The organism is Halobacillus litoralis, assembly GCF_020171725.1.
Taxonomy (GTDB): Bacteria; Bacillota; Bacilli; order Bacillales; family Halobacillaceae; genus Halobacillus; species Halobacillus litoralis_F.
Window position 1 is genome coordinate 33,916 of sequence record NZ_JAIVAJ010000003.1, and the last position, 24,583, is coordinate 58,498.

22 protein-coding genes are annotated in these 24,583 nt (G+C 45.7%); 11 read left to right on the top strand and 11 right to left on the bottom strand.

What is annotated here, in order from left to right:
- Positions 1-230 precede the first annotated feature (230 nt).
- Both LCM20_RS07620 and LCM20_RS07625 read left to right on the top strand, forming a co-directional pair.
- Complete coding sequence (locus LCM20_RS07620) at positions 231-938, top strand: glycosyltransferase (RefSeq protein ID WP_225194843.1); 708 nt, start codon at positions 231-233, stop codon at positions 936-938.
- Between the two features lie 312 nt (positions 939-1,250).
- Positions 1,251-1,625 carry a DUF805 domain-containing protein gene (locus LCM20_RS07625; protein ID WP_225194844.1) on the top strand — a complete coding sequence of 125 codons (375 nt, stop codon included), beginning with the start codon at positions 1,251-1,253 and terminating at the stop codon, positions 1,623-1,625.
- A 65-nt stretch (positions 1,626-1,690) separates the two neighbouring features.
- Here the strand turns inward: LCM20_RS07625 and LCM20_RS07630 are convergent, their stop codons facing one another.
- From LCM20_RS07630 to LCM20_RS07645, 4 genes are all read right to left on the bottom strand, one after another.
- On the bottom strand, positions 1,691-2,779 hold the full coding sequence (locus LCM20_RS07630) for an FAD-dependent oxidoreductase (protein ID WP_225194845.1): 1,089 nt from the start codon (positions 2,777-2,779) through the stop codon (positions 1,691-1,693).
- 115 nt (positions 2,780-2,894) lie between these two features.
- On the bottom strand, positions 2,895-3,341 hold the full coding sequence (locus tag LCM20_RS07635) for a DUF2202 domain-containing protein (protein WP_318247303.1): 447 nt from the start codon (positions 3,339-3,341) through the stop codon (positions 2,895-2,897).
- Between the two features lie 114 nt (positions 3,342-3,455).
- On the bottom strand, positions 3,456-5,654 hold the full coding sequence (locus LCM20_RS07640) for a YhgE/Pip domain-containing protein (protein ID WP_225194846.1): 2,199 nt from the start codon (positions 5,652-5,654) through the stop codon (positions 3,456-3,458).
- Between the two features lie 71 nt (positions 5,655-5,725).
- Complete coding sequence (locus LCM20_RS07645; protein WP_225195032.1) at positions 5,726-6,301, bottom strand: TetR/AcrR family transcriptional regulator; 576 nt, start codon at positions 6,299-6,301, stop codon at positions 5,726-5,728.
- Between the two features lie 343 nt (positions 6,302-6,644).
- Here LCM20_RS07645 and LCM20_RS07650 point away from each other — a divergent pair, with 343 nt between their 5' ends.
- Positions 6,645-7,991, top strand: coding sequence for an Ig-like domain-containing protein (locus LCM20_RS07650; RefSeq protein ID WP_225194847.1), 1,347 nt, complete (start codon positions 6,645-6,647; stop codon positions 7,989-7,991).
- 498 nt (positions 7,992-8,489) lie between these two features.
- Here LCM20_RS07650 and LCM20_RS07655 read toward each other — a convergent pair whose 3' ends face one another.
- Together LCM20_RS07655 and cudC are read right to left on the bottom strand one after the other, a co-directional pair.
- Positions 8,490-9,392, bottom strand: a complete 903-nt coding sequence (locus LCM20_RS07655; protein ID WP_225194848.1) for a glycine betaine ABC transporter substrate-binding protein — start codon at positions 9,390-9,392, stop codon at positions 8,490-8,492.
- A gap of 177 nt (positions 9,393-9,569) precedes the next feature.
- Complete coding sequence (cudC, locus tag LCM20_RS07660; protein ID WP_225194849.1) at positions 9,570-10,121, bottom strand: choline uptake/conversion transcriptional regulator CudC; 552 nt, start codon at positions 10,119-10,121, stop codon at positions 9,570-9,572.
- A 271-nt stretch (positions 10,122-10,392) separates the two neighbouring features.
- Between cudC and betB the strand changes: the two genes are divergently transcribed.
- Both betB and betA read left to right on the top strand, forming a co-directional pair.
- Complete coding sequence (betB, locus tag LCM20_RS07665) at positions 10,393-11,886, top strand: betaine-aldehyde dehydrogenase (RefSeq protein WP_225194850.1); 1,494 nt, start codon at positions 10,393-10,395, stop codon at positions 11,884-11,886.
- A gap of 90 nt (positions 11,887-11,976) precedes the next feature.
- Entirely contained in the window at positions 11,977-13,665 is a 1,689-nt protein-coding gene (betA, locus tag LCM20_RS07670; RefSeq protein ID WP_225195033.1) for a choline dehydrogenase, read from the top strand.
- A 544-nt stretch (positions 13,666-14,209) separates the two neighbouring features.
- Here the strand turns inward: betA and LCM20_RS07675 are convergent.
- The gene (locus tag LCM20_RS07675; RefSeq protein WP_225194851.1) at positions 14,210-14,392 is read right to left on the bottom strand and encodes a DUF4083 family protein; all 183 of its coding nucleotides are present in this window, start codon (positions 14,390-14,392) and stop codon (positions 14,210-14,212) included.
- Positions 14,393-14,416: 24 nt separating this feature from the next.
- Entirely contained in the window at positions 14,417-14,629 is a 213-nt protein-coding gene (locus LCM20_RS07680; protein WP_225194852.1) for a hypothetical protein, read from the bottom strand.
- Positions 14,630-15,081: 452 nt separating this feature from the next.
- Here LCM20_RS07680 and LCM20_RS07685 point away from each other — a divergent pair, with 452 nt between their 5' ends.
- Both LCM20_RS07685 and LCM20_RS07690 read left to right on the top strand, forming a co-directional pair.
- Positions 15,082-15,360, top strand: a complete 279-nt coding sequence (locus tag LCM20_RS07685; RefSeq protein WP_225194853.1) for a hypothetical protein — start codon at positions 15,082-15,084, stop codon at positions 15,358-15,360.
- Positions 15,361-15,850: 490 nt separating this feature from the next.
- Positions 15,851-17,128, top strand: coding sequence for a hemolysin family protein (locus tag LCM20_RS07690; RefSeq protein WP_225194854.1), 1,278 nt, complete (start codon positions 15,851-15,853; stop codon positions 17,126-17,128).
- Positions 17,129-17,202: 74 nt separating this feature from the next.
- Here the strand turns inward: LCM20_RS07690 and LCM20_RS07695 are convergent, their stop codons facing one another.
- The 3 genes from LCM20_RS07695 to LCM20_RS07705 all read right to left on the bottom strand — a co-directional run bounded on the left by LCM20_RS07695 (position 17,203) and on the right by LCM20_RS07705 (position 20,905).
- Positions 17,203-18,417, bottom strand: coding sequence for a hypothetical protein (locus LCM20_RS07695; protein WP_225194855.1), 1,215 nt, complete (start codon positions 18,415-18,417; stop codon positions 17,203-17,205).
- A gap of 60 nt (positions 18,418-18,477) precedes the next feature.
- Positions 18,478-18,654 carry a hypothetical protein gene (locus LCM20_RS07700; RefSeq protein ID WP_225194856.1) on the bottom strand — a complete coding sequence of 59 codons (177 nt, stop codon included), beginning with the start codon at positions 18,652-18,654 and terminating at the stop codon, positions 18,478-18,480.
- Positions 18,655-18,865: 211 nt separating this feature from the next.
- The gene (locus LCM20_RS07705) at positions 18,866-20,905 is read right to left on the bottom strand and encodes a catalase (RefSeq protein WP_225194857.1); all 2,040 of its coding nucleotides are present in this window, start codon (positions 20,903-20,905) and stop codon (positions 18,866-18,868) included.
- A 256-nt stretch (positions 20,906-21,161) separates the two neighbouring features.
- Here LCM20_RS07705 and LCM20_RS07710 point away from each other — a divergent pair, with 256 nt between their 5' ends.
- The 4 genes from LCM20_RS07710 (at position 21,162) to LCM20_RS07725 (ending at position 24,578) form a co-directional block, all read left to right on the top strand.
- Positions 21,162-22,121, top strand: a complete 960-nt coding sequence (locus LCM20_RS07710; RefSeq protein ID WP_225194858.1) for an ATP-dependent 6-phosphofructokinase — start codon at positions 21,162-21,164, stop codon at positions 22,119-22,121.
- A gap of 406 nt (positions 22,122-22,527) precedes the next feature.
- Positions 22,528-23,412 (top strand): phosphotransferase, encoded by an 885-nt coding sequence (locus LCM20_RS07715; RefSeq protein WP_225194859.1) that lies wholly within the window; start codon positions 22,528-22,530, stop codon positions 23,410-23,412.
- Positions 23,409-23,897 carry a hypothetical protein gene (locus tag LCM20_RS07720; protein ID WP_225194860.1) on the top strand — a complete coding sequence of 163 codons (489 nt, stop codon included), beginning with the start codon at positions 23,409-23,411 and terminating at the stop codon, positions 23,895-23,897. Before LCM20_RS07715 ends, LCM20_RS07720 begins: the two co-directional genes overlap by 4 nt.
- Positions 23,898-24,026: 129 nt before the next feature.
- Entirely contained in the window at positions 24,027-24,578 is a 552-nt protein-coding gene (locus tag LCM20_RS07725; RefSeq protein ID WP_225194861.1) for an SRPBCC family protein, read from the top strand.
- Positions 24,579-24,583 lie beyond the last annotated feature (5 nt).

Sequence of the window (24,583 nt, forward strand, 5' to 3'; positions counted from 1 at the left end):
CCTTTCATAGTAATATCTAAATATCGTATGTAAATAATAAGTTGGTGTATAGGTGGTCAACCATTCAGAAATTATTTGGTTTATTCATCCAAATAGAATGATCCTTTTGCTCCTACATATAATGAGCAGCATCTTTGTATTAACTAATTCTGTATCGCAAAAGCATCCAATCTTTAAGTGATGGGTGCTTATTCTAATGGTGATTTATCGTAAAGGAGAGGGAGAGAGGAATGATTTCAGTTGTTGTTTGTACGAAAAGACCTCACTTAGCACTCGACGTCATAAAGCGATTCAAAAATCAGTCTATTATTGAGAAGGAATTGATCCTCATCTTGCACACAGACGGTCAGCTTCCTAATGTGCAAGATGCTTTGCGAGAATACGAATACAAGTTGTTTAACATGAATCGGAGTTTTTCTCTGGGAGAATGCTTGAATTTCGGAATACGCCAGGCGAAGTATCCGGTTGTGACCAAAATGGATGATGATGACTATTATGGTGGGAGTTATCTAGAGGAAAGCTACTATACATTAATCAATCAGGAAGCGGACATAGTCGGTAAAGCCTCTTTTTATATTTATTTCTTAGAAAGAAAAGAATTGCGCCATTATAACCCTGTTCAGCAGAATCGATGGGTAACGAGGCAGGGAAATCAACGTTACACCGCTCGTCATTTTCTAAGTGGAGCGACATTAACGTTTCGAAAAAATATAATTGACGTAATACCTTTCTCTTCTCTCAGTCAAGGAGAAGACAGCGAATTTCAAATGAATTGTTACTACAGTGGGATGAAGATTTATTCGTCCTCTGCCAAAAATTATGTATATAAGCGATATCCAGAAAGAGGGCATCATACTTCCGATAGTTTGGATTCCGCCTTACGTAGGCGAAGTAGGTTCATTATGTACACCGCTGATTTAACTGTGTCGGATCAGTGAAGAATGCCGGTGCCTGACTCCGACCTTTAAAACAGAACTAATTCCACAATAAATTGCGGGTGGAGGGACTTGACCCCTACGTCGTGAAGTACTAGATGCTAAATCTGAAGGTAACTCAAGAACTCTTGCTGGTTATACCATCAAGAGTTCTTATAATGAAGAAAGTTAATGTCCGGTGCCCGACCCCAAACCTTTTATAATGGTAAAGAAGTGGGGGAAGGCGCTTTTTTAGTTCCGAATTGTTAAAAAAAGGTTATTGATTCGGGGGTGGTGGAATATGTAAACGAATTGAAAAAGAGAGGTGTGATGAGTATGAAGTGGTATGTTAAAGCATTGAGGAAGTACGCCGTGTTCCGTGGTCGGGCGAGGAGAAAAGAATTTTGGTGGTTTCATCTAATAAATTTATTGATGATCATCGGGATTCTCATCCTTAATATTCTTATCTTTGGTGAGAATGAAACGTCGACACCGACTATACTAGGCTATGTACTCGTTTTTTATTTCATAGGTACGATCCTTCCTTCAATAGCTGTAACCATCAGGAGGCTCCATGATTCAGGAAGGAGTGGATGGTGGTTCCTGCTTACTCTGATTCCTTTCATTGGTGGAGGTGCGCTGCTTGTCTTCGCGCTACTGGAAAGCGACACGGAGAACCGGTTCGGATCAAATCCAAAGCAGGCAGCGTAACTCGGCGCTTGATTATGAAAGAACCTGCCCTTACAGGAGGGGCAGGTTCTTTTATACAACATTTATCAAGCTTTCCGGCTGAAGGGGTGGAGGGCACGTCCGATTATCTTGAAAAGGTTGATGTTTTTACTCGTGATCAGCTCTTCTGCGAACTTATTGCTAATCGACTTAGTGAGCAGATCGAGCTTTTGATTATCCAACTTCTCCAATCCCCGGCGGAGCGTTAAGGAATCGTGATAGCCTTGTGATAGATGCTTTGTGAGCTCTTCATAGTCTCCTTTGCCTGCGATGTCTTCTGCCGCATAAATACCTGTCAGCATCGATTCGAACTGCCCGAATCCAAAGGCAGGGGTGATGGCGCCCCAGCAGTTCCCGATGAAGAACGTATTGCCGATGCGCGAATGCTCCGCTTTCCCGATCATATAATCTTTAAGGGAAAAGTTGCTGATGATCTTCAGGTCCTGATCTAATCTTCGGCAGCATTCCTGATAACACATCTCCCAAAGCTCTTCCTTATCAAGTCGCTCGTTTTCGTGATATTGAGGATAGACCAAGACGAGAGAGGCTTTAGAATCGGAGTGGGGGAGTAGATAAGCCATTCCTTTGGGAGCGAAATCGTTATTGAAGAAGGCATGGGCTTCGGTTTGATCAAAGTCACCCTCGACAACAGCTCCTCTGAACGTTGCTTTGAAAGCCACATCGTACGGCTGTAGTTTTTTCGTATCCCGGGCGTCCCCCGTAGCGATTACGACGTGCGTATATTCTTTGGCGATGTCGTCGTAGGAGACGTCTTGGCGATATTGGATTTGGCCTTTCCATTGTGACACAAGCTGGGACTCCAACGATTCCGGGTGCTTCCCTCTCATAAAAATAAAACCTAATTGTCCGTCCAATTGGCTTTTTTCATTTTTAGAATAGTTCTGTAGCCTTTGAATGCTACTGGATGGCTTCAGGTGGATACCATATGTTTCGGAAAGGAACTTCACACCATCTGTTACGGGGTGCTGCGTCATGGAGAACATCGCTTCTGCATTCATGAACCGGTCACCTGACATTCCCCGCTTTTCAAAAACATCCACTTCCAATCCGTGCTTTTCCAACGTAATGGCGCAGGAAAGGCCGGCAAGGCCCGCGCCGATAATCGCTATTTTCATGGTCGACCTCCTCTCAAAAGTTCGTTTATGCCTTTAGTATCAAGCAAGCAGGCAAACCTATACATATTTCCGTTTCATATAAAAAACTGCCCTCGAACGAGAGGGCAGGTACGATTCAACCATCCGATCTCGACGCGCCTCGTTCGAACGCAGCTAAGTGGTTAAGGGAGGCGTTGCGGAGTTGAGTGAATACGATTCTTGCGTCTGAAGGGAGTTCGTACGTCAGGAACTTTTCATACATGGCAATGTTATCGATTTCTCCTTGGACGCCCTGGCTGTAGGCTTCCTTTACTGTAGTGGGCGTTGTGACGTAATTTGCTGCGTCATTTTCTGGGAGAGGGATTTGATATCGTTGGAACAACACGGTTAACGCATTGATATGGCGCAGTTCGGCCTGTTTGATTTGCTCGAATGTGCGGATCGATCCGAATGTGTTCAAGATATCGTCGTATCTGGCTTGGGCCAGGTATTCATCCTGCATGGCGTACGTTAAAGCTTTTGGAAACGTGAGTGAGTCGTCGTTCAAGGCTCCTTTAGCTCCGAAAGTTTGCTCATTTGGCATAGGGTGACCTCCTGAAAGTGTGATTCGCCTATAAGGTATGAGACTGCTCGAGGAAGTGTGTCCCTTTTCCGTAAACAAAAAAGAGAGGAGAGTGACGTCACTCTCCTCTGCTGATTAAGATGCCAGTTGAAGCTTTGTTTTCCGTTTTAGGATTCGGCTGAAATAAATAATCGTAATGAGCATGGAGCCCACCATGAATCCGAGCATAGCCAATGTGTCAGTTGTGATCAATGGCTGTGCATCCGAAATAATCGATTTGAAGGCCGATACGGAATACGTCATTGGCAGTAATGGGTTGAACGCTTGTAACGGTTGCGGGATCAACTCTAATGGGAATGTTCCAGCGCTTGTGGTCAACTGCAAAATAAGAATGATGATGGCCACAAATCGACCAGGGTCTCCCATTAACGAGACAAGCATTTGGATAAGCGCCATGAATGTCAGGCTGGTAAGAATGCTGAATCCATAGAATAGCGGGGTGCTTCCTACTTCAAGCCCGAGGCCGTAAAGAATGACGCTTGCGGCAACCAATGCCTGAACAATCCCGGCTGTAGCAAGAACACTGTATTTCGATACAAACCAGCTGAGGCCGCTTCGAGGTTCAGCAACGGATTGTTTGACGGGATATACAATGGTGATCAATAAAGCGCCCACAAACAGTCCAAGTGAAAGGAAGTAAGGCGTGAATCCTGTTCCATAGTTCGGGACATGGTTGATCGATGCTTTGTTGACGCCCACAGGAGATGCCATCATGGATTCGACCTTCTGCCCTAGTTGGACGCTGGATGCTTCCGTCGATGCTTCATTCAGACTTTCCTGGAAGGTAAGGGCACCTGAAGCCAATTCTGTACTTCCGCTGTACAATTCTGTTGCGCCGTCACGTAATTGACTGGACCCATCTGCCAACTGGTTCGAACCAGAAGCAAGCTGCTGGGCACCTTTGTTGACCTGTGCAGCCCCTGCGACGAGGTCAGCTGAACCGTTGTTTGCCTTGTTCAGTTCTTTGGCAAATTGCTGCATCTTGGCCGTTAACGTCTGTTCTCCTGAAAGCAAGGCATCTGCTCCCGATTGAAGAGACTGCTGACCTGCCGCTAGTTCTGCACTTCCTTTATGGAGCTTCACTTGCGCTTCATGAAGGGCCGTGACTTGTCCAGGCAGTGCAGAGACTCGGCTGTCGATTTGTTTAGAGCCTTCGGCAAGCTGACCTGCCGCTTCGTTGACAGAAGACGTTCCGGATTTCAGAGCCTCCAGCTGAGCGAGGACGTTTTTTCTTTGTTCTTCGTCCATTTGCTCTAATAGCGGAGACATGGAAGCTTCTAATTGTTGAATTCCTTGTTGAAGCTGACCAGCTGATTGCGATAGCTGACTGGATCCTTGATTCAGAGAAGAAACCGACTGTGCCAGCTGAGCGGCACCTTTTTGTAAATTCCCTGTTTCAGCGGCCGTTTTCTCCAATCCTTGTTCGAGCTCTGCTGCCCCTGAGGTGGATGCTTGGATCCCTTGTTGAAGTTGTGCGGCTCCATTTTTGGCTTCTGATTGTCCTTGATTCAGTTTGCCCATCGCTTCAGACAATTGACCCAATCCTTGATTGAGCTCTTGTGTGCCGCTTGCTAACTCGGATGTTCCGTTACGGAGTGTTGCCGTGCCGCCTGCCAGTTCAACCTGCTTAGCGGCTAACTGCTTCAGGTTCTTCTCGATTTTTTCAACACCGTCATTCAGTTCAGAAGCTCCGTTGTTCAAGTCGCTAGCCTTGTCGCTCGCTTCAGTCAGCCCTGATTGAACTTCACTAAACTGAGTGAACATGGCATTCACATACGTCTCTGTCATTTCTGATGAGAGCTTCTGTTTCATTTGTTCTGTCGCCGTTTCACCAATTTGTGCGGATAAGAAGTTGTAGCCTTCGTTAGGTACATACTTGAGCTGCAGTTTTTTCGGTTCATCATCGAGAATGGTTGTCGCATCATCCGAGAAGTGCTTCGGAATCTCGACGAGCATGTAGTAATCCTGATCTTTCAGTCCATTGTAACCTTCCTGTTCGCTCACCATGTGATACTCAAAATCTCCACTATCACTGAGCTGATCAACGAACTCCTCACCAATGTTCAGTGATTCCCCGTTGAACTCTGATCCATCGTCCATATTGACGACGGCCACCGGCAGTTGATCCATGTTTTCGTAAGGATTCCAGAATGCCCATAAGAACATGGCACTATATATTAACGGAATCATGAGAACAGCTACAAATGGAATGAGTACTTTTTTATTTGATCCGATATGTTTTAATTCACTGAGCCACAATCGAAATCCATTCATTAATTTACCCTCCTGTATAACGTTTGACTACTTTGTTCATTTGGTCATTTTAGTGAAAAAGAAAAAGGGTATCAGGATGGTGACAACCCTTTAAATACGTATTCATCAAACAATTGGAACATCTCTTCTTTAGCCAGTGGCTCATGTCGCTCTTCCCAATCTAAAATGAACGCCCTGTAAAGCTTGAGCATCATAAAAGCAGTGATTTCAGGATCACACGGTCGTATATCGCCTTTCTCAATGGCTTTCACGATCTTCTCTTTCAAGTAATTTAAGATGAGTTCTTCGATATGATCGAGCGCTTCACGCACCGCTGTGGTCCCTTTGTCTTTCGCTTCGTACACGAGTTTTACGGTTAATTGATGACTCTTTCTATACTCGAGAAGCTCGACCAATGCGGCATGGACATTCTTTTTCAGAGGGAGATCATCATCCATGACCAATTCTGCCTTGTCTTTCATTTCCTGCAGGAGTTCGGCAATCACAGCTTGGAACAGTTCTTCTTTGTTTTTGAAAAAATTATAGATGGTCCCTTTCGCTACCTGAGAGGCTTTTGCTACATGGTCCATCGTGGTGGCTTTATAGCCGAACAAGCTGAAGGATTGTTGTGCTGCCTGCAAGATTTCACGTTTCTTATCCACTGTCATTGTATCACCTGACCATTTGAATAATATAGTCAATCAGTTTTCTTTTCCTATTATACGCCTCCTTTTACAGAATGCAACCATCTATTTATGATGCTTTTCACTGAAGGGGGGAGCCAGTTGGTTAAGGGCCTTATGATGTGCAGAAGTAGCCTGTTGATTCTCCTTTGCATAGGGGTAGAAAGATTCAACAACGTAACGTTCCACTCTACGAAAGTGGTGGGAAGAAGGCACTTTTTAACATCTTCCGCATCGGGAGAATCAGATGAAGAATGAACCTTCGACCCATGCAGACTGAAAAAAATAGACCGATACAATAGATATACACTATAGGAGGTATCGTATCATGAACCCACAATGGAAGAAAATCTTTGCAACGGTTTCGACTGTAGCTTTTCTATCAACAGTACCTGTCACCACTGTGCTTGCTGACTCCGAAGACAAAGGAACAAGAGGCAAGAGTCATATTGAAGTGACGCAGTTAAAGAAAGTGGAACATAAAAAGGAGAACCATGTAAGAGTATTCGAAAAGAGAACGGAAATTCTTAAAAACAGGCTGGAACGAATTAAAGAACAGAATGACCGTGTGGAAGATCGCATGGATTACTACTTCGATCTTAAAGAAGACCAACACTCGGATTCTGATGATGAGTCTGCTGAAGAGGATGAAGACGAATCCGACGAAGAAGATGAAGACGAGTCTGACGAAGAGGATGAAGACGAATCCGACGAAGAAGATGAAGACGAATCCGACGAAGAAGATGAAGACGAGTCTGACGAAGAGGATGAAGACGAGTCTGACGAAGAGGATGAAGACGAGTCTGACGAAGAGGATGAAGATGATTCCGACGAAGAGGATGAAGACGAGTCTGAAGAAGAGGATGAAGACGACTCCGACGAAGAGGATGAAGACGACTCCGACGAAGAGGATGAAGATGACTCCGACGAAGAGGATGAAGATGACTCCGACGAAGAGGATGAAGACGAATCCGACGAAGAAGATGAAGATGAGTCTGACGAAGAGGATGAAGACGACTCCGACGAAGAGGATGAAGATGATTCCGACGAAGAGGATGAAGATGAGTCTGACGAAGAAGATGAAGATGATTCCGATGAAGAAGATGAGTGGGAGGAAGAGTACTGGGAAGGTATGGATGATCAAGCCGACAGCTTCTCTGGAAAATTGGATTCTCAATTAAACAAACTTGATGTCGTCGAGAAGCAGATCAGTAAACTGATGACGTGGGGAGAAAAGAAACTGGGGTCAGATGCTGACTTGAGTGAACTGGAAGATTTGTTTGAGGAAGTGGATGAAGTTCGTGAAGAGATAACGGACATCAAAGAAAAGCTTCAAAAAGAGCAGGATGAGGCGGTTAAGGAAGTAGAGGAAGAAGAGAAAGAAGAGTTTGAGAAACAAAATGAAGTGGACAATCAGAAAGTCTGGGAAGTCACCTTTAATCAAAGCTTCAAGAGTGAGTGGCTTGATTCATTGAATTTCTATGTGTTCGATGATGAAATGCAGCTTGTCTCCGTGACAACTGAATATGATGCAGAGGGCAATGTCGTACAGATTATTCCTGATCAGGCTTATCAATCAGGAGCGACGTACACGTTGATCATTGCAAGCCAAGCGGATGATCAGAACGAGCTTTCTTTGAAGAGTGCTGTTCAAATGGAATTTACGATTAAATAAGGAACCTCATCATCTTTGGCAATAAAAAAACGTGGTGCCTGTCTCCCCATTTTCACGGAAGTAAAGTGGTGGGGCAGGCACCATTGTTATGCTCTCCGGTTGGATGGAGAGTAAGTTTGTCAGGACGCTGAGAAGGAAGAAGAAACGTCGATAAAAAAGATATAAACGACATTCTCCGCTGAGAAAGAAGAAGAAACGTCGATAAAAGAGATATAAACGACGTTCTCCGCTGAGAAGGAAGAAGGAACGTCGATAAAAAAGATATAAACGACGTTCTCCGCTGAGAAGGAAGAAGGAACGTCGATAAAAAAGATATAAACGACGTTTTCCGCTGAGAAAGAAGAAGAAGCGTCGATAAAAGAGATATAAACGACGTTCTCCGCTGAGAAGGAAGAAGAACCGTCGATAAAGACGCTGCATTAGGTCGTGATTACAATAGTCCATATAAATGAAAAACCGGCAACTCCGAAAAGGAGAAGCCGGTTTTTTGTTACATGTTTATTTTACCCATTCATTGATGAGGTCTTGGTTTTCTTCTACCCATTTCTGAGCACCATCAATCGGTTCTTCACTGTTCTCAACATAGTTGATCAGTTCACCGATTTGTTTGTCGTCCATCTTCCAGTTCTTGAACCATTCGCTGATTTCAGGATATTCTTCATCGAAACCTAGGCGTGTTGCGTGGTGGATTTTTTCTGTTCCACCAAATGTGTTTTGAGGATCTTCGAGGAACTTCAGGTCATATTTAGAGAAGACCCAGTGTGGACTCCATAGTGGAGCGACGATCGGCTCTTCGTTTTCTACTGCATTTCCGATTTCAGCGAGCATTGCTGGTTCAGAGCTTGACAGTAGTTCGTATTCAAGGCCGTAATCGTTGATCATTTGTTCTGTAACTTCCATTGTACCTGCACCCGGGTCAAAGCCTACAATTTCGCTGTTGAACATGTCTTTATTTGCGTTCAAGTCTTCGATGCTGTTTACATCTTCCATGTATGTCGGTACGACTAGACCTACTTTCGCATTGTCGAACCACGTTGCATCAGAGAAGTTCACCTTATCTTGGTATTCCTCTAAGTAGTTCGCATCCTGTACAGGCAGCCAGATTTCTAAACTTGCATCCAGATCGCCTGCTTCCAGGGCTTTCATTGTACTACCCATGTTCAAGTTGTTCAGGTTTACGCTGTACCCTTTATCTTCTAAGATGACTTTCCACATATTCGTAACGGCGATGTTCTCAGCCCAGTTGATTTGACCGATAGATAATTCCTTGTTGCTTCCTTCTGAGTTTGATCCTTCCTGCTCATCGCTACTTGATCCTTCATCTGAGCTCCCGCATGCGGCCAGCACAGTAATCAAAAGAATCACGGACATCAAACTAAGTACCTTTTTCCACTTGTTCATGTTGAAAAACTCCTTCTTTTAGATTTTGTATATTTTCTAATACATTTAAAGATTTAAATGTATTTAGAATCTTTTAAACAAAAATGCCAAACGAAGCCCTCTCTTTTTTTCATGAAAGAGTGAAACATACCTTGATCAGGAAGTCTGTGGTCAGACTCCCTGAAGGTTGGATTCTACTTAATCTTGCGGTTCTTTCGGTAAGAAGTCGAAGATATCACCGCTTCTGATGCTATCCACCAGGCTGTTCAACCAACGATAGTATTTCTTAGACTCTTCTAGCTGATCATAGTACTTCTTTGCTTCTGCCACGATATCCGGCGTGCTGTTGGAATCTTTGATGACTTCTATAAAATCTTCCTGGGCTTCTTCAGTCGCTTCAAGGTTCATTTTCACTTCGCGCTCCCACATTTGGCAGTAGAATGCCATGAAGGAACGGAAGAAATTCTTCTCTGCGGCATAGGTGTGTTTTCTTGATCCGCGAGTGAATGTTTTCTTAACCATTTCGATTTCCTGGAGCCTGCGGACGCTCGTACTCATGCTCGGCTTACTCATCCCGAGCTCTGTACGCATTTCATCGAGCGTCATCTGATCTTCAAAGTACATCGTTGCATAAAGGTTTGCAGCAGCGGGGGTCACCCCGTATAAATCCATCGTTTCTGCAATCGCTCCGATGACTTTATCTTTTGCTTCTTCTATTTTGAGTTGTGGTGTCTCTTTTGATTCACTCATAGGGGTCGCTCCTTCGATCAAAGTAAAGCTTGTTAAATATTTATCAAATTTTCTTTACGAACTTCATGTTAACGTGTTCAGAGAAAATGTCAAATGGAATCGCAGGATTTTGATGCAGTGAATCCCGTCCCTTCATTATAGGAACAATAAAAAATTGTAGGTGGGGTTTGTTTCTAGAATTTTCTTTGCTTCGTCCTTTGACATCTTTCAAGGGACGTGTTAGTGTTTAAAATGTTAAATAAATTCTTAATAAACTTAATCTACTTCGAAAATGGAGTTGATCACATTGGATCTTAAATTAAACTTGCAACATTACATTAACGGGAAATGGGTTGGCGCTGATTCGGAAAATACGCGCACGATCATTAATCCATTCAACCAGGAAACGATTGCTGTCGTTCCAGAAGGGGACGAAGCCGATGCGAAGGCTGCGATTGCTGCAGCAAGAGAAGCATTTGATAACGGAGAGTGGGCGAGTACCCCGGCAACCGAACGCGGCGCAATCGTAACGAAGATTGCTGAGCTGATTGAACGAGATAAGGAAGAGCTTGCTTATCTTGAGTCTCTGGACACAGGGAAGACAGTAGAAGAAAGTCGTGGAGATATGGACGATATCGCAGGCGTCTTCCGTTATTACGGAGAGCTTGCTGATAAGAATGGTGGGGAGATGATCGATTCTCCAGTACCGAATTCCATCAGTAAAGTCGTACACGAGCCTGTAGGCGTGTGTGGACAGATTACACCTTGGAACTATCCACTGCTTCAAGCTTCATGGAAGCTCGCTCCTGCTTTAGCAACAGGAAACACACTGATCATGAAGCCGAGTGAAATCACACCACTTACGACCATTAAAGTCTTTGAACTGATGGCAGAAGCGGGTGTACCGGCTGGTGTTGTGAACTTGGTGCTTGGCGCTGGCGCAACAGTCGGACAGGAACTAGCAGAGAATAAAGACGTCGACTTGATTTCCTTCACAGGTGGAATCGAAACAGGGAAGAAAATCATGCAGACGGCCAGTACAAATGTGAAAAAGCTGGCACTTGAGCTGGGCGGTAAGAACCCGAACGTTATTTTCGCAGATGCTGATTTCGAACTAGCAGTCGATCAGGCATTGAATGGCGTCTTTTTCCACGCTGGGCAGATCTGCTCTGCGGGTACACGCTTGATTGTTGAAGAAAGCATTCACGACGAATTCGTAAATGCCCTTGTCGAGCGCGTGAAGAAGTTCAAAATCGGAAACGGATTCGACGAAGAGACACAGATGGGGCCGTTAATTTCAGCGGAGCATCTGGCTAAGGTCGAAAAGTATGTAGAAGCAGGAATCGAAGAAGGTGCAACGCTTGCTGTAGGTGGTAAGCGTCCGGAAGATCCTGAATTGCAGAATGGCTTCTTCTTCCTGCCGACGATTTTCACAGACTGTACGACAGACATGAGTGTCGTTCAGGATGAAGGTTTCGGCCCGGTCATTACGGTCGAAAAATTCACGAAAGAAGAAGAAGCTGTACGCCTTGCGAATGATTCGATTTATGGACTTGCTGGCGGCGTGTTCACGAATGATATCGCAAAAGCAGAACGCTGTGCAGCGAAAATGCGCATGGGTACGGTGTGGATCAATGAATTCAACTTGTACTTCCCACACGCACCATGGGGTGGATTCAAGCAGTCCGGTATTGGACGCGAACTAGGAAAGCTTGGTATTGAAGAATACACGGAAACGAAGCATATTTTCCAAAACCTGAAACCTGAACCAATCAACTGGTTCTAATCAAACTCTTAACTAAACTTTTTATATAAAGGAGGAAGGGTCTGATCCCTTCTTCCACAACTTACACATCAAGGAGGAACAGATATGGCTATGATTGAATCATATGATTACGTAATCGTTGGAGGCGGAAGTGCGGGATCTGTACTAGGTAACCGCCTGAGTGAAGATGGAGACAAGAGTGTGCTGATCCTCGAAGCAGGACGCAGTGACTATGCATGGGACCTGCTTATTCAAATGCCGGCAGCTCTTCCGTTCCCATCAGGAAAGAACCTGTATGACTGGCAGTACTATTCTGATCCAGAACCACATATGAATGGACGTCGCATTTCTCACGCACGAGGAAAAGTTCTTGGTGGATCAAGCTCCATCAACGGCATGATCTATCAACGTGGTAACCCTAAAGACTATGAGCGCTGGGGTTCTGATGAAGGCATGGAGAACTGGGACTGGAAACATTGCCTTCCATACTTCAAGCGTCTTGAAAATGCTCTGGCATCACCTGATGATGATCTTCGTGGTCACGACGGCCCAATCAAATTGGAGCGTGGTCCTGCGAAGAACCCACTATTCCAGGCGTTCTTTGATTCTGCGGTAGATGCCGGGTACAACCGTACACCTGACGTGAACGGATTCCGTCAAGAAGGATTCGGTCCGTTTGATAAGCACGTTTATAAAGGGCAGCGTCTGTCTGCATCCCGTGCTTACCTTCACCCGTTCAAAGACCGTGAGAACTTGACGATCAAGACACGTGCTTTCGTAACGAACATCGACTTCGATGGTAAGAAAGCAAAAGGTCTGACGTATAAGCGAAACGGTAAGATGCACCAAGTCCAAGCAGGAGAAGTCATCCTTGCTGGTGGTGCAATCAACACACCACAATTGCTTCAACTTTCTGGTGTCGGCGATGCGAAGCACCTGAAATCTCTTGGAATCGATCCAGTTATCGACCTTCCAGGAGTCGGGGAAAACCTTCAGGACCACCTTGAAGTGTACGTGCAGCACGCATGCCCAGTACCGGTTTCAGAGCAGCCGAACTTGAAGAAATGGCGTATGCCTTGGATCGGTCTTCAGTGGATGCTTGGACGTACAGGTCCAGCAGCAACGAACCACTTCGAAGGTGGAGGATTCGTACGCTCGAACGAAGACGTCGATTATCCGAACTTGATGTTCCACTTCCTTCCGGTTGCAGTCCGTTACGATGGACAAGTAGCGCCGACGGATCACGGATTCCAAGTGCACATCGGACCGATGTACTCTGATGCTCGTGGTTCCTTGAAGATCAAGTCTAAAGATCCGAAAGAGCACCCAAGCATGGTGTACAACTATCTATCTACTGAGCAGGACAAACGCGAATGGGTCGAAGCGATCCGCATCACACGTGAAATCATGGCTCAACCATCAATGAAAGAATATAACGCTGGCGAAATTTCTCCAGGACCGACTGTTCAAACAGATGAAGAAATCCTGGACTGGGTACGCGAAGACGCAGAGACAGCCCTGCACCCGTCTTGTACGGCGAAAATGGGACCAGAATCTGATCCAATGTCCGTTGTCGACCCAGAAACGATGAAAGTTCATGGCCTTGAGAACCTGCGCGTTGTCGATGCATCCGCCATGCCATACGTGACGAACGGTAACATCCACGCCCCTGTATTAATGCTTGCTGAAAAAGCAGCCGACTTAATCCGTGGACGTAAGCCACTCGATCCAATCGATGCTGATTACTACCGTCACGGCGAGCATCCAGCAGACGCAGGAACAGTGCCGAAGTCTAAATAAGACGTTCATGTAAAATGAAACCTTTCCCCCTTATAAATAGATGACTTTTACCCAAAGACGAGTCGTCAGAGACAGTCGATTCAGGTTAGTGCCCTGAATCGGCTGTTTTTTGATACATAGAAAAATGAGTAAATGACTCTGTAAGCCACCCGCACTGGATTTTCTACGTTCGGATTCTCAAAAAATGGCACAAAAAAAGTAAGCAGAACGAATTCTGCTTACTGGGAAAGGCTGATCTTTTCGACAGCCCATTGTTTATCTAAAGACGTCTCACTATTTAACTGGTTACAAAGAAGCTTGGCGGATGAACTACTGCGGAAAGTCTTGGTCCGAAAACTACTGGAGTCCTTAAGAACTTGTCTCTTTCCGTTTAATGTTCTTACGAGCAAGAACATCGAATCATCTCCTGCCAGTGTGTAGAGTAAAAGAAACACTGTATATCCATTATCTCAAAGATTCCACAACATTTATATACCAAAATAGTAATTATTGCTATTTACCTTCAAATGAAACCTATTCGCACCAACTTCTTTGAGGAGACTTTCTATTTTCTTTCGTCTTCCAGCAGTTGAATGATTCGGTCCAGCTTTTCGTTCGTATCATCTGCATTTCTGCGAGTAGGCCGGTCGGCGATTAAACGGTAAACGACGTAGAAAATCCCAACAATGAAAAGAAACATCATGATTTGAAAAATCATATCACCTAAATAAAAAGCACCTAGAATCAAGGTTGTACACCTCCATTTCTTTTTCTAGTTAAACCCGTGGTTGAGAATCTGTTCCCTGATTACTGGATTGCCAAAAAGAAAGTAAAGCAGCAAGCCAATAATGAATATCCCAATAGCAAAACTGATGCTGCCCGTGATCTTGTTTTCTTTCATCAGCCATGGCGTCAGGACGACCAAGAGCGTTCCAATACCCAGGGTGATAAGAGAGAGCAATTGAACGATTATGTATTCCCACATTCCAACCATCTCCTTTTTTCAGGATGGGAGGTGTCTAATGGAGAAACGCGTTTATAAATATGTATAGCATGATTTCAGAACAACATGATCAGGTATCCATATTCCTCCACTTCCTCCAACCTTAGTGTAACAAAAGAGACTGGAGGATAGGGGAGGGACTAGCTATTTTTGAGACAATGGTCATTATTCGTCTCCCCGCTTGTCCATGTTCATAAGAAAAGCGACAATGAGAAGTCCTATCAAAATGGAAGTTACGGGACCGATGATCATCATCATTTCTTCGCTCATCCATTCATCCACCTGTCCTATAAAGTGATAGTACATACTATAAGTGTAATCGATTTCCAAAGGTAAATGTGTTCTTAATATGCAATTTTAGTTAAAAATGGAAACTTTTTACTTCGTGATCCGTAAGTAGGGATGAAAGTATTTACTTTAGGAGGGGTTCACCTTTGAAGAATTTCTTCAGGAACGGATGGGAGGATTCGAATTCCAAGCAGAAATGGGCTGAAGCAGGTGACATTGTACAATTTTACGGTGGGCGGGCCTACAAGGTGACCGTGGAGCCATCTGAGGATCTTGTCGTCCTGAAGCCATATAGAAGCTGGCATCCTGTTTCTTTCCCGGGCAAAGATCCATATGAAGACAGCGTGTGGGAGGACGTTGAAGCGTTGAACCGTGATCTGGTTCGTTGGAAGTCGAAAATCAAGTCCATTGACCAAGAAGATTGAGGCTGGAATGATACGTTCAGGTTGTATAAATGATGAAATTTGAACGCTACAGATAACTCGTACCAGATCAGTGGCGTCCGGCTTTCCACGAACGTTAAGTCCAAGGGATCGGAGCTTTGAGCTACTGTTCAACAGTTGACGTTTTTCTGAAATTTGTATAAAATTAGCGTACAGTTTACGAGTATGAACTGGGAATTTCCGAATATAGTAATACTCCAAAGGGGAGTAGCTTACAGTGATGTCGACAAAACGTGGTCAGGTTAAATGATCACCGGCTAAACTGGCAACATTCATGTTGTTTGCAAGACCTTTGCCATCGCGGTAAAGGTATGACATTAGAACCCACACCTTTACCTGATCAGAATGGTAAGGGTTTTTTTTATGAAATAGAAAGGGGAGAGGATCGATTGTAGGTCATGCTTAGAGGAATTGTCATAGTGGAAGATCACATACATGTTGAAATGAAATGGATAAAAAAAGGGGATAAACTATGGAAACGTCGATGAAGCTTGCAGCGATCGCGGTGTTGATTGTGTTAACAGCGTTCTTCGTTGCAAGCGAATTTGCTATTGTAAAAGTGAGAAAGTCTAAATTGGAAGCACGAGCGAATGAGGGACATAAGAGGTCGAAGCTCGCCTTGAAGGTTACAAACAACCTTGATTATTATTTGTCTGCCTGTCAGCTCGGAATAACGATTACGGCACTTGGGCTCGGGTGGTTAGGTGAACCAACGCTTGAAGTCCTTCTCCATCCTCTGCTTGCAGGATTCAGTTTGCCAGCAGGGCTGTCTCACACCATTAGTTTTGCGATCGCGTTTTTTGTCATCACATTCTTACATGTCGTTTTAGGAGAACTTGCTCCTAAGACGCTGGCTATCCAAAAAGCAGAAGCTCTTACATTGATGCTCTCACCTGCACTAGTTGTATATAGTAAGGTGATGTATCCGTTGATCTGGTTATTGAACGGATCAGCGAACGTCCTGATTCGCCTGCTTGGATTCAAATCTGTCAGCGAGGCAGATGAAGTCCACTCTGAAGAAGAGTTGCGACACATTCTATCAGAGAGCTATGAAAAAGGGGAAATCAATCAATCTGAATATGAGTACGTCGAGCGGATCTTTGATTTCGACGAACGACTTGCAAAAGAGATCATGGCTCCTCGTACAGATATGGCGGTTGTCGACATCGACGCCCCGTTGCAGGAATCCATCGATTATATACGAAGCGAAAAGTTCACCCGCTACCCTGTCGTTCAAGGGGATAAGGATCATATCATTGGATTCATTCATATCAAAGAGCTCTTTCATTATGATCTAAACAACTTAGACAGCTTAAAGCCGTTCATTCATCCAGTAGGCAAGGTATTTGAAAATATTCCGGTCCACCAGCTGCTTGTGCAGATGCAGAAGGAAAAGACTCAGCTGATGGTCCTGACCGATGAGTACGGTGGAACCTCTGGTATTGTCACGATCGAAGACATCATTGAAGAGATTGTCGGCGATATCCACGATGAATTCGACGAAGAGGAAGAAGACTTTGTGGAAGCGGAAGACGGGACGTTCATTTTAGACGGGAAAGTTTCGATATCCGATGTGAACCATTACTTTGACATTACGCTTGAGAATGGCGATGTCGACACCATTTCCGGATGGATCCTGAAGAACATCATGGACGTCCGTGAAGGAGTGAAGTTAGCCTATGAGGCGTACAACTTCGAAGTGGTGCAGATGGAAGATGATCAGATTCGAAAGGTGAAGGTGTCAGCCTGAACTAATATGTAAAAGAAGCAGTCCGATGAGGGCTGCTTCTTTGTGTTTAGAGTCTGCTTTTCTATCAGACCACTTCAGCTTGTTTTCTTCACGTTATCTTGGTCGTCGACTGTCTTTTCCTGATTCTGTCTCACTTCTTTTATTTGTTCATAGCGCTGCCGGTGCCGGTATCCATAGGTGGAGGAAAGCACGACTTCTTCGTTTTCCAAGGCGGAGCCGAGTGCTCCGATGATGGTAGAGACGCTTGTGACGGTCCACGCGATATACAAGTATTGAATGTAATTCACATCACCGTTTAATTGAATTTCAAGCAGTCCCATCGGAATAAGAAGAAACACGGCAAGGAAGAAGATGAAAAACAGCATCACGTAATAGAGAGTGACTGAAATGACGAGTGTGCAAAGGGTGACCATGTTATAAAGTCTTCGTAAATGAACCCCTTGATAGCTCGTCCTTCGATTCTCCCATAGGTTATGCGCAAGGATGATCCAGGCGACCATCGATGTGATCGATACAAGCGTCAGTAAGGAGAGACGCCAAATAGCGTAGTGGTCACTGAGCATCCATAACGTTGGAAAAACGAGTGCATAAGCCCCGGTTGTGAAGGCGATGACGATCAGCTTAAGAAAAGCGGGGAACATGGACCATGGCCGGTTGGCGCGGACCATCCCGGTTACATGTCGGATTGCACCGCTGATGCGTGTCGTAACCGTGAAGTACACGTTCGTTTCTGAATCGTCTTCTTCCGTTTCACGTTGAATGGGGGAGAGCCGTTCAATGATTCTCTTCCCCATCAAAGATGTTGAGCTTTTATTTTTAACGCTTGGATATTTGTTCTGACCTTTGAGTTTTAATCGTTGATCAGCATATTCGCGTTGCTCAGATGAGCTGCCATAATACATTTCGTTGACAAGTTGCAGGACGGATTCGCGTACTCGTTTGACCATCGGCGTGGAGCCGAGGCCGGGAAGGCTGATGAGTGCGACGCAGCCATTCTTGAACGCTTCTGCGATCAAGGCCTTGTTGTCGTGAAAAAGCGGGAGGTCCGTTAAAGCGACGGCCATATCCCAACCGCATTCTTCTTTCTCTTTTCTAGCCGCTTCGAGCACTTCCTCGGAATCATCCGTCGCTCCCGCAATGGAGCGGACATGATATTCCACCTTCCATTCATACGCATCATCCACATAATACTGAAGGAGTTCGGGCAACTCTTTTCCAAGAACGTCGCCTAATTTATCCGGGTATCCAGGGGCGCTGATTAATCCTAGAGTCTTTGTGTTGCTGGACATGCACTCACCTCTTCTTAGATGTCATGGGACATGGGGAAACGCTGAATCCGGCATTTCCTTTTATTCGCTTTGCCTCAAGTGTGTGTCGTTTCGACCGCACGAGGCGCATTGGGTCCATAAGACATAGGCTGTTTTCTCAGAAAACTCCTTGGGTGTCACCTTCATGATCGTCTGTTTTTCATAGAAACAGCTCAAGCAAGGGTGAGTGATGGTCGTACCAATTTCGAACGCTGACATGTTTTTCTGCCTCCTCTCTATAGGTAGGGAGGCAACAGTAGGAATTTCATGGTAATATATGTGCCTCTTTGATGCAAACATTATTTTAAGAAAATATTTTTGTAGTGAGTGCCGGATTTATGTACAGACGAATCCCCAGGCCTGGGACAGAGCCTGGGGAGAGCATCTGGACCTTTTATTTTATTGTTTCATAACTAAGTGAAAAAAATTTTTACACGAGTTCACGTTGGAAGTGTCGGTGTGCAGCGACCGCTTGGCTGAAGTCTTTTACAAATGATGCTGCATCATCAGCTGATACGACACCCTTTTGATTGTGCACGTTTTGTTCCTTCAATAATTCCACACCGTTGCCTGTTGCTCCAATTGGTTTGAAGTGTTTGAATGCTTCGCTGACGTAATAGGAAGCGTTCATCTTAAAGGCTTTGTCGTCCATGCTTCCACCTGCCACATAAATCGCATCGAGTAAAACTGGATCTATGGTCGTGAAGGTGTGCTGGACGGCCAGCTCTTCGTTATTTTTTCCTTTCAAGGTTCCTTGCTTCTGACTGATGACCATCGGAATCATGCCTTCTGACTTCATAGATTGGATGGCCTCTTGTACCACAGAGCCGTCGAATCCTTCGCCTAGAATGACGCCGACGTGTCTCGTTTTCGTCGATTGAACGGTGTTTTCCTGACTAAGGGCTGGTGACGACTTCGTAACATCAGACCCACCGGACGTAGGAGCATCGACACCGATGTTCTCCGCTACCGGTTTGGCCAGGTCAAGGCTGACATTCGCGAACATGTCGACAACCTGGTTACGCACCGATTCGCTTCCGACTTTCCCGAGCTCGAAGCTGAACGCCTGGATGATATGATCCTTCTCATGATCGCTCATACTGTTCCAGAACAGAGTAGCTTGAGAGAAGTGGTCTTTGAAGCTCTCGCTGCGTGCTCGGACTTTTCTACCTTCGACCTTCTCCTGATAGTGAGCATAGCCGCCTTCTTCCTCAGAAGCCGGGGAGGGCGTGTTGTTCCATAGGGCGTTCTTATGGTAGCTCACTTGCCCTTTATTGATGGTATGGCGACCGTATCCATCACGTTGGTTGTTATGGAACGGGCATACCGGACGGTTGATCGGGAGCTCATGGAAGTTCGGTCCTCCAAGGCGGATCAACTGGGTGTCGGTATAGGAGAACAGACGCCCTTGAAGTAGCGGGTCGTTTGTAAAATCAATGCCAGGTACGACATGTCCAGGGTGGAACGCGACTTGTTCATTCTCGGCGAACACGTTATCCACGTTGCGGTTGAGCGTCATTTTACCGACGATTTCAACGGGCACATCTTCTTCCGGCCACAGCTTCGTCGGGTCGAGGACGTCGAAATCGAATTTGAACTCGTCCTCTTCAGGGATGACTTGAAGACCGAGTTCGTACTCAGGGTAGTCCCCGTTCTCGATGGAGCTGTACAAGTCACCACGGTGGAAGTCTGCATCCTTACCGGAAATCTTTTGGGCTTCATCCCAGACGAGGGAGTGAGTGCCGAGTACCGGCTTCCAGTGGAATTTCACAAAGAACGCTTCATTGTTTTGGTTCACGAGGCGGAATGTGTGCACACCAAAGCCCTCCATCATCCGGAAACTTCTCGGGATGGCACGGTCAGACATCGCCCACATCACCATATGAGCCGATTCCTGGTTATTGGCGATGAAATCCCAGAACGTATCATGGGCCGATGCCGCTTGGGGCATTCCGTTATGTGGCTCTGGTTTGACGGCATGGATCAAGTCAGGGAACTTGATGGCATCCTGGATGAAGAAGACGGGAATGTTGTTTCCGACTAAATCGTAGTTGCCTTCCTCTGTATAGAACTTCGTCGCAAATCCGCGCGCGTCGCGGGCCGTTTCAGGCGAACCCTTTGATCCGGCGACGGTAGAGAAGCGGACGAAGACAGGTGTCGTCTTCGATGTATCGTTCAGGAAGTCCGCTTTCGTGTACTTTTCCAAGTTCTCGTAAAGCTGGAATTCCCCGTGAGCGGCGAAACCACGGGCGTGGACAATTCGCTCAGGAATACGCTCATGGTCGAAATGCGTCATTTTTTCACGAAAATGAAAGTCCTCCATTAATGTAGGACCACGTTCGCCTGCTTTTAACGAGAATTCATCCTCGGAAACTTTCAGACCTTGATTCGTCGTCGTGTGTTTTCCCGAATCATCGGTCCGGTACTGTTCCAACTGCTCATCCTTGCGGTTCTGTTTGTTATTGCTCATTATCTCTACCTCCTATGTAGTTTTTTAGAATAATAAGTAATCAATAACGAGTACAATCTATCTACCCAGGTGAATTAATTTCGAAACCTGAAAAATATTTTCGGAATAGTTTTTCGGGAAAATAGTAAAAGATCGTGAGAAAGTGCTTTTTGTTTAGGAGAGGATTGCTATAATATTCAGTATTAGGTTTATGCGATCTTTTTCTGTAAAATAGACATAAGCTGAATACAGCACGAATAGAAAGCGAGTGGTTACGATGAAAAGAATTGCTGTGTTAACAAGTGGACCGGATGCCCCGGGCATGAATGCTGCCATTCGTGCGGTCGTCCGTTCTGGAATTTACCATAATGCAGATATGTACGGAATCCAGGGTGGGTTCCAAGGTTTGTTGAAAAATGAAGTGAAACATATGGATGCCGCTTCAGTGGGGTCGATCATGCAGCGCGGAGGTACCATTCTGCAATCCTCACCATGCGATCTCGTCTTTACAGAAGACGGCCAGCAGCACGTATACGATGAGCTACATAAACATGAGATCGATTCCTTGATTGTCATAGGGGGAAAAGAAGCGATGCTTGCTGCGTCTATTCTTGAGCGTAAAGGAATGCCATGTGTGGGCATCCCTGCAACCATCGATCGCGATATCCCGTGCGTCGGGGAAACAGTCGGGTTTGATACGGCGCTGAACACGATTGTCGATTACATTGATAAGATCCGCGACACGGCGACGTCCCATGAGAAGTCTTCGATCATCGAAGTGATGGGCAAAGATACCGGGAATCTCGCTTTACTTTCCGGATTGGCTGGTGGAGCGGAGAATATCCTGATTCCGGAGAAGAAAGAGGATTTGGACCGAATTCTTCAGGAAGTCCAGCAAGGGCCCGGCCGTCACAACCGCTTCCGTATCATCATTTTGGCTGAGGGGCTGATGAATGCAACGGATCTTCACAGGCAGCTGAAAGAAGCGACTGGAATGGAGTCCCGTGTTACATCGCTCGGTCACACGCAGCGAGGTGGGACGCCGACTGCCAGAGACCGCATTCTGGCAAGCCGACTGGGGGCTCACGCCGTCGATTTAGTGATGGACGGGGAGTCTGGCAAAGTCGTCAGCATCAAAGATGACCAGCCTGCTGCTTTTGGTTTTGATGAAGTGGTGGAGAAGCGTGCGGATTGGAATGAATCGTTATATGAACTGCCGAAAAGGCTGTCGATTTAAACAGGTGTCCGCCCGGAAAGGGTGGACGCTTTTTTTGTGCGTTGGTGGCGAGTCCTATGGGCGTTGGAGGTGAGTCTAAGGGCGTTGGAGGTGAGTCTAAGGGCGTTGGAGGTGAGTCTAAGGGCGTTGGAGGTGAGTCTATGCGCGTTGGAGGTGAGTCTATGCGCGTTGGAGGGAGTCTATGGGTGTTGGAGGGAGTTCTATGCGCGTTAAAGGGAGTCTATGCGCGTTGGAGGTGAGTCTATGCGCGTTGGAGGGAGTCTATGCGCGTTGGAGGTGAGTCTATGTGCGTTGGCAGGGAATCTATGCGTGTTCGTCGGAAACCTCAGATTCGTAATGTGTATGAAAATTGATAATCCCTCCTCATTTTGAAATAATTGTATGTAAAAGGGGGGGGAGATTCCTTATGAACCTGCAGGACCTTTTTTCAGAGGAAATCATCAGTCAAAAGGAGCTTGATCCAGGCTATGCGAATCACGGCAGCGATGTCTGGGAAGTGGAGACGGAGAAAGGTGTTTACATTGCGAGGTCTTCGAAGCTTCAGGAAGTAACGAGTGATCCGTTTTGGTGGGGCTGTCACAACATGTTTGGCATAGATCCGCGTAAGGTCAGCCGCCTTAAGAAAGTGAACGATCTATTGAGGGAAGCAAGCACGATTCCTGTGCCGGATGTGTTGGAGGTCGTTCATGGCGAGCGTGAATGGGCGATTGTTGAAAAGCTTGAAGGTTCTACGTTACAGAGCTTTACAGAGGCAAGACCTGTAATTCTGGAACAGGCGGGGAAGGGGCTTGCCCATATACATAAGAGGACGTTCGACTATGCAGGTCACCCGAGTCAGTCGGTCTGGATCCCGTTGCCACAGTTTCATCACCATCTGGAAGTACATATTGAGAAGTTACTGGCGTTGTTTTACCGGGGGGATTTGGCGATTGAAAAGCTGTGGCGAGATGAAATAAAGCCGCAGCTTGAAAGGTTGAGAGTGCCTACATCTGCTTCGATGGTATTGATTGATATCGACCCGACTCAATTTTTGACAGACGGTTCTCAGCTGACAGGGTTGGTCGATACGGAGGCTTATGCGTTGGCACCAAGAGCATTTGATTTGATTGGACTGGAGTATGTCTTGGATGAAGAGTCAGCGGATTCGTTTGCGAAAGGGTATGAATCGGTTATGCCGCTTCCGGACTTGACGGAATGCAGGAGTCCGTATCGCTTTCTGTATCGCCTGCTTGAGGTGCAGGGAGACGACCCGATGGAAGAGTGGCTGGATCACCCGGCGTGGTTTGGATGAAGAAGAATTCGATGATTGTTTTATTTATGCTTTTGTTTTCCGTGATGGGATGTCAGGAAGAAGCGTCTTACCAACCTGATGTGAAAGAGACCTTGAAGGAGCATCATACAGACCAGAACATTGAAGTGCTTGAAACAAAGGTGACGGCAGAAGGTAAGGAGACGCTTCTGGATGTCACAAAAAAGAATATCCAGATACCGTACGCAGGAGAACCTACCGAGGATAAGATGGATGTTACAGCAAGACTTCGAATTTTTGAAAATGAGCTGGGGGAAGTGTCAACGGAGTTCATTGATATAACGCTTGATTCCGCAGGCGATGCGTTGTCTTTTCATCAAGAGTCGCTGGGAAAAGATGAAGATCGATCCCGTACTTTTACTCAATACTTTACGGTTAATCAAGAAGAGCGGTCATATTCGATAGCGGCGTACCTTAGCATAACCGCAGTGAGCGCTGAAGACATTATCGTGGATGTGGATATGTAAGGAGTGGGGTATTCAACAGTTGGCTGTTCAGACATGACTTTTTTCATCGTGAAAAAGAAGGAAAAGAGCTTTAGGCGTCGAATATAAAAAGATTATCCCAAAATTCATTCTTTGGAGGGAGAAAAGAAGATGTCTGAATACGATTTTGCAGGCCGATTGACGACTCAGATTGATGGACGAGTGCTGGTCATGGAACAATCTTTTCAAGTACCAAAGTCACTGCTGTATCGAGCGTACTCAAGCTCGGACGAACTTTCTGTTTGGTGGGGTCCGCAAGGCTGGGAGACGGAGAATCTCGTATTCGACTTCAGACCTGGAGGCTTATGGCATTATTGCATGACATGTACAGATGAGGACCAGGTGGATTTCTACGGCATGGGTTCGTGGGGCAGGGCTGTTTTTCATGAAATCGTCGACCAGGAAAGAATCGTGTATTCGGACGCTTTCTCTGATAAAGACGGACGGATCGTCGAGACGATGCCTCAAATGGAAGTGGTTGTTGAATTCCGCGATGAGGCGGGGGAGGCAAAGCTTGTCATCCAGTCTACTTTCGAAGATGAAGAGCAGTTGAATGAAGTGTTGGGAATGGGGATGATGGATGGCTATCGTTCGCAGCTGGAACGTTTGGATGATCATCTCAAGGAACAAATGAGATTGGAATCGCAGTATGAAGAACTATAGATTGG

Bases quoted from the DNA above. Each gene is read 5' to 3' on its own strand.
- cudC (WP_225194849.1), bottom strand. From the start codon at position 10,121: ATGAGTGAATCAAAAGAGACACCACAACTCAAAATAGAAGAAGCAAAA.
- LCM20_RS07725 (WP_225194861.1), top strand. From the start codon at position 24,027: ATGTCTGAATACGATTTTGCAGGCCGATTGACGACTCAGATTGATGGA.
- betB (WP_225194850.1), top strand. From the start codon at position 10,393: ATGGAGTTGATCACATTGGATCTTAAATTAAACTTGCAACATTACATT.
- LCM20_RS07700 (WP_225194856.1), bottom strand. From the start codon at position 18,654: ATGTCAGCGTTCGAAATTGGTACGACCATCACTCACCCTTGCTTGAGC.
- LCM20_RS07650 (WP_225194847.1), top strand. From the start codon at position 6,645: ATGAACCCACAATGGAAGAAAATCTTTGCAACGGTTTCGACTGTAGCT.
- LCM20_RS07720 (WP_225194860.1), top strand. From the start codon at position 23,409: ATGAAGAAGAATTCGATGATTGTTTTATTTATGCTTTTGTTTTCCGTG.
- LCM20_RS07710 (WP_225194858.1), top strand. From the start codon at position 21,162: ATGAAAAGAATTGCTGTGTTAACAAGTGGACCGGATGCCCCGGGCATG.
- LCM20_RS07620 (WP_225194843.1), top strand. From the start codon at position 231: ATGATTTCAGTTGTTGTTTGTACGAAAAGACCTCACTTAGCACTCGAC.
- LCM20_RS07690 (WP_225194854.1), top strand. From the start codon at position 15,851: ATGGAAACGTCGATGAAGCTTGCAGCGATCGCGGTGTTGATTGTGTTA.
- LCM20_RS07680 (WP_225194852.1), bottom strand. From the start codon at position 14,629: ATGTGGGAATACATAATCGTTCAATTGCTCTCTCTTATCACCCTGGGT.
- LCM20_RS07640 (WP_225194846.1), bottom strand. From the start codon at position 5,654: ATGAATGGATTTCGATTGTGGCTCAGTGAATTAAAACATATCGGATCA.
- betA (WP_225195033.1), top strand. From the start codon at position 11,977: ATGATTGAATCATATGATTACGTAATCGTTGGAGGCGGAAGTGCGGGA.
- LCM20_RS07625 (WP_225194844.1), top strand. From the start codon at position 1,251: ATGAAGTGGTATGTTAAAGCATTGAGGAAGTACGCCGTGTTCCGTGGT.
- LCM20_RS07705 (WP_225194857.1), bottom strand. From the start codon at position 20,905: ATGAGCAATAACAAACAGAACCGCAAGGATGAGCAGTTGGAACAGTAC.
- LCM20_RS07635 (WP_318247303.1), bottom strand. From the start codon at position 3,341: ATGCCAAATGAGCAAACTTTCGGAGCTAAAGGAGCCTTGAACGACGAC.
- LCM20_RS07630 (WP_225194845.1), bottom strand. From the start codon at position 2,779: ATGAAAATAGCGATTATCGGCGCGGGCCTTGCCGGCCTTTCCTGCGCC.
- LCM20_RS07695 (WP_225194855.1), bottom strand. From the start codon at position 18,417: ATGTCCAGCAACACAAAGACTCTAGGATTAATCAGCGCCCCTGGATAC.
- LCM20_RS07715 (WP_225194859.1), top strand. From the start codon at position 22,528: ATGAACCTGCAGGACCTTTTTTCAGAGGAAATCATCAGTCAAAAGGAG.
- LCM20_RS07645 (WP_225195032.1), bottom strand. From the start codon at position 6,301: ATGACAGTGGATAAGAAACGTGAAATCTTGCAGGCAGCACAACAATCC.
- LCM20_RS07655 (WP_225194848.1), bottom strand. From the start codon at position 9,392: ATGAACAAGTGGAAAAAGGTACTTAGTTTGATGTCCGTGATTCTTTTG.